This window comes from uncultured Thermosynechococcus sp. (assembly GCF_938074695.1).
Lineage (GTDB): Bacteria > Cyanobacteriota > Cyanobacteriia > Thermosynechococcales > Thermosynechococcaceae > Thermosynechococcus.
In genome coordinates, this window is sequence record NZ_CALJEM010000048.1 from 1 (window position 1) to 8,400 (window position 8,400).

The following is an 8,400-nucleotide window of genomic DNA, read 5'->3' on the forward strand; positions in this document are numbered from 1 at the left end:
GCACAAATCGAATTAATCCTCCCTACCCCTACTCTACTTGTGATCCATGGCAAGGTAGGACTTCGTTCCTTAATGCCAACCGTCCAGAAGACAGACAAGGCAGACCATTACCACCAGGGGAATGGAAGCGGGAAGGATACCCAGGCATTAGAGAAGCTGAAGCACCAGTAGAGGTTAACAAAAATGGTATTCCCACTCATAATGGCCAGCCGCACACTAACTTTCGCAACTTTAACGAGGGTGGTCGCCAGCTTATTAATGCCGCTGATACGCGTGTCAATGCCGTCATTGTCAGTGGCATTGTGCCCTCGCGGCCTAACCAGTCCTATGGTGGCATGCACAACTTCCCGCGGTTTTTGGAAGACTGGGGGGGTCAGAAGAATCTCTGGATTCAGGGTTCGTTTATTCAACTCAACTTCTCTACCCAAGCCACAGCTCCCTTTGACCAGGACCAGTGGGAACTGAATGAAAACTCTGATTCACGTTGCAGGAATGTGAACACTGCCTTTAACTGTCCTGCCACAGGTGCTGAGCTAATTCGATACTACGGCGCTCCCACTCGCCGCTGGGGGTACGATGTGGCGCTGCAACTGGCGCCGGCGGGGCCTGTGGCTTCGCGCTTTATCTCTCCTGGCCGTCAACGCAGTGAGTACTTCACTGAACTGCCAGCAGATGATCCCTATATCCTGCGCTTGCGCTGTGCCCAACGTCCCGAGGGCATGGGCGATGGCCGCATTGATCCGGGCGTAATCAATTGTCCTGCTTAAGCGATGGAGGTAATCTCTCTATGGGTCTTCGATTGAAGCGGCAGCAACACCCCGATCAGGGTCTGACGCTGGTAGAATGCATTATCGCTATTCTGGTGGTCAACTTAGGAGTGGCCATGCTGGCAGCCCCGCTGCTGATGGTGGCAGCCACACGGTTGCGCAATGACCGCATTAACCAGGCCACAGAGCTAGCGCGTGCCGAAGTTGATCGACTGCGGGTAATGATGGAGCAAGGGATAGAAATCCGCAGAACCACAGCCGGTGTGCTACCCCCTGAGAGTTTTGTGCGCCCAACCCCAACCCTTGGCCAAGCAGATCGGCTTTCTGCCCAGCCCCCCCCTGATAGATTGGTAGATTGCCCTGGAAATTTAGGCTTGCCAACCAATGCGACTCAAGCCTGCCGCCGTCGTCTCAACAATACAGAGTTTGCTGTGCAGGTGTATCGCGGTCAACTGACTGTGAATAATGCTGACTTGGTGTTGGCCTATCCGGTGCAGGTACGGGTCTATAGTGCGCAGGCTGTTCCTGTGACCGCCTCAGAAACCCCAATTAACCAAGAACCAGCGGCAATGACCAGTTCACTTGTGGGAGCCGAGACGCGCCCCTTGGCAGTGTTGACAACGGAAATCATTCGCAGTGATTCTTCACAGACACTGTGTCGCTTAACCAACTGTTCCTAAGGAGATTAGCCGATGAAACTCTGGCAGCAGCGGCAGAAAGGTTTTACCCTTGTGGAAATTTTAGTGTCCTTAGTGATGGCCTCGGTCATTGTGGTCTCCTTAGGGGCGCTCTTGATTGATATGCTGCAAACGGAAACCCGCGAGGCCTCCTTGAATCAGTTGCGCCAAGATCTCAAGGCAGCAATGGATATGATCAGCACAGATCTGTCGGAAGCGGTGTTTGTCTATAACGGCAACTGCTTAGCGGGCAATGGGGGGCAATGCGGTACAGGAACTCGGAGTCAGCCGTTGACCAACTTTTTGCCGCCGTTTCCTAACACAATGAATCCTGTGCTGGCAATGTGGATTCTTGAACCTGTGCCCTACGACCAAAACCGATTTGGCAACGGTAACGTGATTCCGCAAGATTGCAACATATTTTCAGGGGACCTGCGAACTGATTGCATTGCCCTGAGAAATGGGCGTCGTGCTTACACATTAGTGGTGTACTATCTCGATACAGCCCCTGATCCTGTGTGGCAGGGTCAGGCGCGGCTGCTTCGCTACGCACTGCGTAAATATAGAACAGTGACCAATAACCGTCTTGAACTCAATCAAGGTTACGTTGAGCCAAGTGGCTTTACCAACTTTGCCCAGTGGCCAATTAACGTGAACACAAACGCAAGTCTGCAGGGTGCGCGACCTATAGCCGACATGGCGCAAGCAGTGGTGGTGACAGACTTTATTGACCTCAATTGGGATAATGAGGGTGCTCTTATTCCTTGCCAACAAGGGATTGACAATCCCTTTGTCCCCCCCTATGTGAGGACGCCCTTAGCCAATGCGGGTGTGCCCAACAGCTTTTATGCCTGTGTGCAGTCACGGGGGGCAAGCTTCAACAATGCCACCTTTGTTTATCTGCGGGGGAACCCCCAGGGGCTGCCGGGCATTCGTGCCCAAGATGAAGCTACTCGACCCGTGATCACAACCACTGTGCTGAGCCGCTCTGTGCAGCGTAAAGTTCCGAATTTCTAAAGGAGTCTGGTATGAAAAGCGCACGGCAGTTGGGATATAGCTTCGCTGAGGTCTTGGTGGTTATTGTCCTAATTGCGGTGATCTTCGGCATTGGCGCAATGAGCCTCTTCCCGCTGTTGCAGCAGCAACGGGTACGAGCAGCCACCAATAATGCCCGCAATGCGTTGCGCCTTGCCCAAGCTACCGCCAAAAGAGAAAAGTTGCCTTGGGTGGTGGCCTTTCGCAATACAGATACGGGCGTAGAGTGGACAATGAACCCCACCACTACCCCGCGGGATCAATGGAGGTGGCAGCCCCTTGTTGAAGAGGATGACCAGATTGTCATGGTGATGAGGGAAACAGACTTTAACGCCCCACCAGGTGCTGACGGGGAAGCGTTAGAGTGCCGGCAAGCAGTGGCTACCAATCAATGCGAGCTTGCTTTTGACCACCAAGGTCGAGTGATTACCCCAAGGACGCCTCGGCGCATCTCCTTTAGCATCTTTGACTATGAAGATGACTATCTCCGCTGTGTGCACCTCTCGACGGTGTTGGGGGCAATGCGTACCGATTAGGGTAACATTTGTAGAGTTGCTCGAAATTAAAACAAGACTAAAAACTCAGCCGCGTCTCCCTAAGCGAGAGCTAAAAGTTCCGACACTCCCCGTCTATTCAAGGATGATATTATGCCGGCACCTGTCACTTGCCTGAAATTGCTCTTTACACTCCATGAACAACTGGAGCGGCGCCGCCAAATCAATGACAATAGCGGGTTGTCATTTCCAGAAGTATTGGCAGTGATTGTTATTATGGGGGTAATTGCTTTGATTGCCCTGCCCTCCCTCTTGAATCAAAAACACAAGGCGCAACTTGCCGGTGCCAAGGCCGCAGTTGGGGCCGTGAACCGCGCCCAGGAGGCCTACCGCGTGCGCCACAAAACTTTTGCCCCTGAGCTATCGCTCCTAGAAATCTATGATACGAGTGGTGGCGGTTATCGAGTAGAGGGCTACCACCCTCTTTCCCTTTCCTTTAAGGAGGGCGATCCGAAGTATGCCTTGGTAAAGGCTACAGCAATTGAGCCAGCAGGGACAGGGGTTTTAGGGTGTGTTTGGGCAAAGCCCGGCAGTTTTGGCGTCACCACTGCTTCTGTAAAAGAGGGAACAACGGCTGCCCCGCCGAGGGACTGTTGGGAAACTGAGGAAGCGGCACCCCACTGAAGTTTTACCCAATCCAGACAACAGAATAATTCTAGGGAATCAAAACCGGAATTTGCAGCAGCTCCTCCAAGGGGGCGGGTAGGCGGTGGAGATTGAAGTCTTGGGTAATGATGCAATTCTGGGGATGGAACTGCCCAAACTGCCACATGTTGCCCTTTGAAATCACGCCTTGGAGAAGGGGCGAAAACGGCGCAGGCGCAGCGCATTCATGACCACCGAGAAGGAACTAAAGGCCATGGCTGCCCCCGCCACCATGGGGTTGAGAAGCCAGCCATTCAAGGGGTAGAGGGCACCCGCGGCAATGGGGATACCGGCCCCATTGTAAATGAAGGCAAAAAAGAGATTCTGCTGAATATTGCGGATTGTGGCACGGCTGAGTTGGAGGGCGGTAACAATGCCCTGAAGATGACCGGAAATTAGGGTAATGTCGCTGCTGGCGATCGCCACATCGGTGCCCGTGCCGAGGGCAAGGCTCACATCCGCTTGCGCTAGGGCTGGGGCGTCATTGAGGCCATCGCCCACCATTCCCACAACGTTGCCCTGACGCTGCAGGGCAGCAATCATTTCTGCCTTTTGGGCGGGGCGCACCCCGGCAACGTAATGGTCAATCCCCACTTGCCGGGCGATCGCGGCAGCCGTACCGGCGTGATCTCCTGTCAGTAAAATTACCTCCAATCCCATGCCCTTGAGGGCAGCTACCACCGCCGCCGCTTCGGGCTTGAGGGGATCGGCAATGGCCACTAGACCCTTGACGCTTTCCTCCACGGCAATCCAAACAACGGTTTTTCCCCCTTGGGCAAGACGCTGGGCGTGGGACTGCCAAGGGGCGGTGTCAACACCGCGGGCTTCCAGAAAGGCGGGCGTGCCGACGCGCACCCACCGATCTGCAACGAGGCCTTCTACCCCCTGACCAACGGTGGCGGCAAAATCGCGAACCGGTTGCAGAGGGATCCCCTGCCCTTGGGCATATTCGACCACCGCCGCCGCCAGGGGATGCTCCGAGTGCGCCTCCACACTGGCGGCAAGGCACAAGAGGGTGTGGGCATCCCCTTCAGCATAGAAGTCGGTAACGCTGGGATGGCCTTGGGTCAGCGTTCCGGTTTTGTCGAGGACAAGGGTTTGCAGGCGCTGCGCCAGTTGGAGACTGCGGGCATCTTTGATTAAAATGCCATACTCCGCCGCTTTGCCCGTGGCCACCATGATGGAGGTGGGGGTTGCCAAGCCAAGGGCACAGGGACAGGCAATGATCAAGACACTCATCGGAGTGACCAGGGCCAGGGTGGGATTGCGGCCAAGGGTAAGCCACAGTAGCCCCGTAAGGAGGGCGATCGCCAAGACTGCGGGCACAAACCACGCCGTAATGCGATCCGCCAGTTTTTGAATGGGGGCCTTGGAGGCCTGCGCCTGCTGCACCCGTTGAATAATCTGGGCCAAAAAGGTTTGCTGCCCCACCCGTGTGGCACGGATTTGCAAACTGCCCGTTTGATTGAGGGTAGCGCCAATCACCTCATCCCCTGGGTACTTTGCCAGCGGCAGGCTCTCGCCGGTCACCATGGATTCGTCCACCGTTGAAGTCCCGGCCACAATCTCGCCATCCACGGGAATTGTTTCGCCGGGGCGCACCAGTAGCAAATCTCCCCCCTGCACTGCAATCAGGGGAACCTCCACCGCTTCCCCATTGCGAATGACCCGCGCTGTTTTGGGTTGTAGGGCTAGGAGCTTGCGCAGGGCGGCGGCAGTTTCCCGCTTAGCTCGACTTTCCAGAAGGCGTCCTAAAAGAATCAGGGTAATGACCACCGCCGACACCTCGTAATAGACCGCTGGGGAATAGTCATGGAAGGCTTGGGGAAAGAGCGTCACCAAAAGGGAGTAGAAAAAGGCAACACTCGTGCCCAGGGCCACCAAGGTATCCATCGTTGCGGTGCGATAGCGCAGCGCCCGCCATGCCCCCTGATAGAAGGATTCGCCACTCCAAAACTGAATTGGGGCCGTCAGCAGCAGTTGTACCCCAGGATGGTGCAGCCAAGGGGGAACAGGCCCCCCCGTCATCATCGGCAGGTTCCCGAGGAGCAACAGAAGCGTGGCGCTCCCGGCAAAGAGAAGGCGGCGTTTGAGACGGCGCAGTTCAGCCCGATAGGCAAACTCCTCGGCGGCGGTGTCGCTGACCAGTCCCTCCGCCGGCAGTCGCTCCGCCTGGTAGCCGGCTTTGGCGATCGCCTCCTGCAAATCCAGCCAGGTCACCCGCTGGGGATCGTAAGTCACACTGGCTTGGCCGGCGGCAAAATGAATTTCACAGTCCACTACCCCCGCCAGCGATCGCAGGGCAGTTTCCACCACATTGGCGCAGGCGGCACAGTGCATCCCCTGCACTTTGAAGGTGAGGTGAGTCATCTTAGCCTTTCCCTTGTTCCCTCTCCGTTGATCCTGAAGTCTCCGGTCAACTGGAGAGTCAAGGGGTTAGGCGTCCACCTCGGCGGGGGAATTTTGGGGAGTCAATTCAGAGGCGATCGCCGCCAATTCCTGCTCAAAGGTCAACTGTGCCCGATTCGTGCGTCCGCCCAGGTAGAGGATTTCGTTCTCCTGCAGCCCCCACACTTGGGAATGGGAGACGTAGCTCATGATCACGCCGGCCATGAGCAGGGCAAACCCCGCATAGAAGAGGGGAATTCCCGGATCCGCTTTAATTTGCAGCCCCGTACTGCCCACCACTTCAACCAACGTCAGCTTCACCCCATTGATTTCTGTACTCATGCCCGTGCGCAGGCTCCTGAGAAACTCCCCCTTGGGGCCGTAGAGGAGAACCGTGCCTTGAAGATCCTGCGCAATCAGGGCAATCCCTTCCGCGAGATCCGGCTTGGTGGGAAGCCATGTGCCCCAGAGGCGACCTTTCCCCTCTGTTTCCAGTTGAGCCATGGGCAGTTGCAGCACAGGACTGTTGTTGAGGCGAAAGCGAAGGGCGGCAATCCCCCAGTCCGCCTGATAGAGGGTTACGCCGCCGTACCTGAGGGGCCGGTTGACATGGATAGTGCCCCGCTTTACCTCCTGCCCTTGCCCATCGAGCACCGATAAATCCGAGTAAAACTGGTCAATGGCGCCGCTATCCGTGTAGTCAATCCAAAAGCGGTTGACTTTCACCGCCCAATCTTGGGGAATGCGGGCAAGGGGGCCTGCTTGCACAATGTGCTGTAAATGAAAAGTCTCGCCACTGGGCACCAGTTCCTGAGCCGTAAAGCCTGTGAGTGCTCCCAAAATTCCCCCCAGCAAAATCAGGATCATACTGGCATGGACAACAATCGGGCCAATGCGCCCAACAAGGCCCTTGCGGGCATAGAGCTGGTTATCGGTGTGCCAGACGCGGTAGCCCCTTGCGGTCAAGGCGGTGGCCAAGTCCTTGAGGGAACCTTGGGGAATGGTGGTGCTGAGGGCCAGCTTGGTGAACTGTCGCGGTGCTTGGTAGTACTGCCAGCGTTGGGCGGCGGTCAGGGCGGGCACCTGACGACTCAGGGTACAGGCAATCAAACTTGCCCCAAAGAGCACCAACAGGGTGAGATACCAGGGGGTGTGATACACATGGTCTAACCCTAGGGCCAGGAGGACTCGCCAACTGAGAAAGCCAAAGAGGGCGGGGTCTTCGGGATAGTTGGCTTGATAGAAGCTGAGGGATTGCCCCTGCTCAATCACGGTGCCGCCAATACTGGCGATCGCAATCCCCAAAAGTAGGAGAATGGCCAGACGCAGGTCTCCAAGGAGGGCAAAAACACGGCGAACCACAGGGGCACTGCTCCTTATGAGGGTTAACTTATTGTTGCCAATTGACCCAGTCTTGGGGCTTCAAAAATGTGGTGTACAGTTCTGCTTCAGGAGTGTTAGGCTCTGGCTGATAGCCATATTCCCAGCGCACCAGGGGGGGCAAGGACATCAAAATAGACTCCGTGCGGCCATTGGTCTGCAGGCCAAAGATGGTGCCCCGGTCATAGACAAGGTTAAATTCCACATAGCGCCCCCGCCGGTAGAGCTGGAATTGCCGCTCGCGATCGCCATACTCCATGTGACGCCGCCGTTCCACAATCGGCAGATAGGCTTCTAGGAAGGCTTGACCACAGCTTTGAATAAAAGCAAAGAGATCTTCCCAGGAACGAGGGCCAATTGAACCGACTTGGCGGCTATAGCGAGCCGCTTCGCCATTGGGGTCAGGGCCACGGTACAGCTCGCGATCGCTGCCATCTTGGTAGTCAAAGAAAATGCCGCCGACGCCGCGGGTTTCGCCGCGGTGCTTGAGATAAAAGTATTCGTCACACCAGCGCTTGAAGACGGGGTAATACTCGCTGTGGTGGCGATCGCAGGCAGCCTTGTGCACCTGGTGGAAGTGTTTCGCATCTTCTGCAAAGGGGTAGTAGGGGGTCAAATCCGCTCCCCCCCCAAACCACCACACCGGCCCCGCCTCAAAGTAGCGGTAGTTCAAATGCACCGTCGGCACATAGGGATTGCGGGGATGGAGCACCATGGAGGTACCGGTGGCATAGAAGGGATGGCCGGCAGCCTCTGGCCGCTGCGCCAAAATGGAGGGCGGCAACTGATCGCCCCAGACTTCCGAGAAATTGACTCCCCCCTGCTCCAAAAGGCGGCCATTTTTCATCACCCGCGATCGCCCGCCACCGCCTTCGGGTCGCTCCCAAGTGTCCTCCTGAAACTGGGCACCGCCATCGGCAGCCTCTAAAGCCTGACAAATTTGATCCTGTAAAT

Annotated in this window: 7 protein-coding genes and 1 pseudogene; 5 read left to right on the forward strand and 3 right to left on the reverse strand. The window is 56.4% G+C overall.

The features are described 5' to 3' along the window. The 5 genes and pseudogenes from Q0683_RS07585 to Q0683_RS07605 all read left to right on the forward strand — a co-directional run. A pseudogene (locus Q0683_RS07585) lies at positions 1 to 767 on the forward strand (hypothetical protein); the annotation flags it as partial. 20 nt (positions 768 to 787) lie between these two features. Further along, positions 788 to 1,447: a hypothetical protein gene (locus Q0683_RS07590; RefSeq protein ID WP_298977093.1), complete on the forward strand. Its 660-nt coding sequence runs from the start codon at positions 788 to 790 to the stop codon at positions 1,445 to 1,447. 12 nt (positions 1,448 to 1,459) lie between these two features. Beyond that, positions 1,460 to 2,461 (forward strand): prepilin-type N-terminal cleavage/methylation domain-containing protein, encoded by a 1,002-nt coding sequence (locus Q0683_RS07595; protein WP_298977095.1) that lies wholly within the window; start codon positions 1,460 to 1,462, stop codon positions 2,459 to 2,461. Between the two features lie 11 nt (positions 2,462 to 2,472). Then, positions 2,473 to 3,015, forward strand: coding sequence for a hypothetical protein (locus Q0683_RS07600; RefSeq protein ID WP_298977096.1), 543 nt, complete (start codon positions 2,473 to 2,475; stop codon positions 3,013 to 3,015). A 111-nt stretch (positions 3,016 to 3,126) separates the two neighbouring features. Next, a complete protein-coding gene (locus Q0683_RS07605) occupies positions 3,127 to 3,657 on the forward strand; it encodes a prepilin-type N-terminal cleavage/methylation domain-containing protein (RefSeq protein ID WP_298977098.1) in 531 nt (176 codons plus the stop codon). 162 nt (positions 3,658 to 3,819) lie between these two features. On the opposite strand, the gene Q0683_RS07610 is transcribed toward Q0683_RS07605, so the two are convergent. From Q0683_RS07610 to hemF, 3 genes are all read right to left on the reverse strand, one after another. Then, entirely contained in the window at positions 3,820 to 6,048 is a 2,229-nt protein-coding gene (locus tag Q0683_RS07610; protein WP_298615914.1) for a cation-translocating P-type ATPase, read from the reverse strand. Between the two features lie 66 nt (positions 6,049 to 6,114). Beyond that, entirely contained in the window at positions 6,115 to 7,428 is a 1,314-nt protein-coding gene (locus Q0683_RS07615) for a cytochrome c biogenesis protein (RefSeq protein ID WP_298977100.1), read from the reverse strand. Between the two features lie 28 nt (positions 7,429 to 7,456). Next, the coding region (gene hemF / locus Q0683_RS07620) for an oxygen-dependent coproporphyrinogen oxidase (RefSeq protein WP_298977102.1) at positions 7,457 to 8,400 on the reverse strand (944 nt) is incomplete at its 5' end.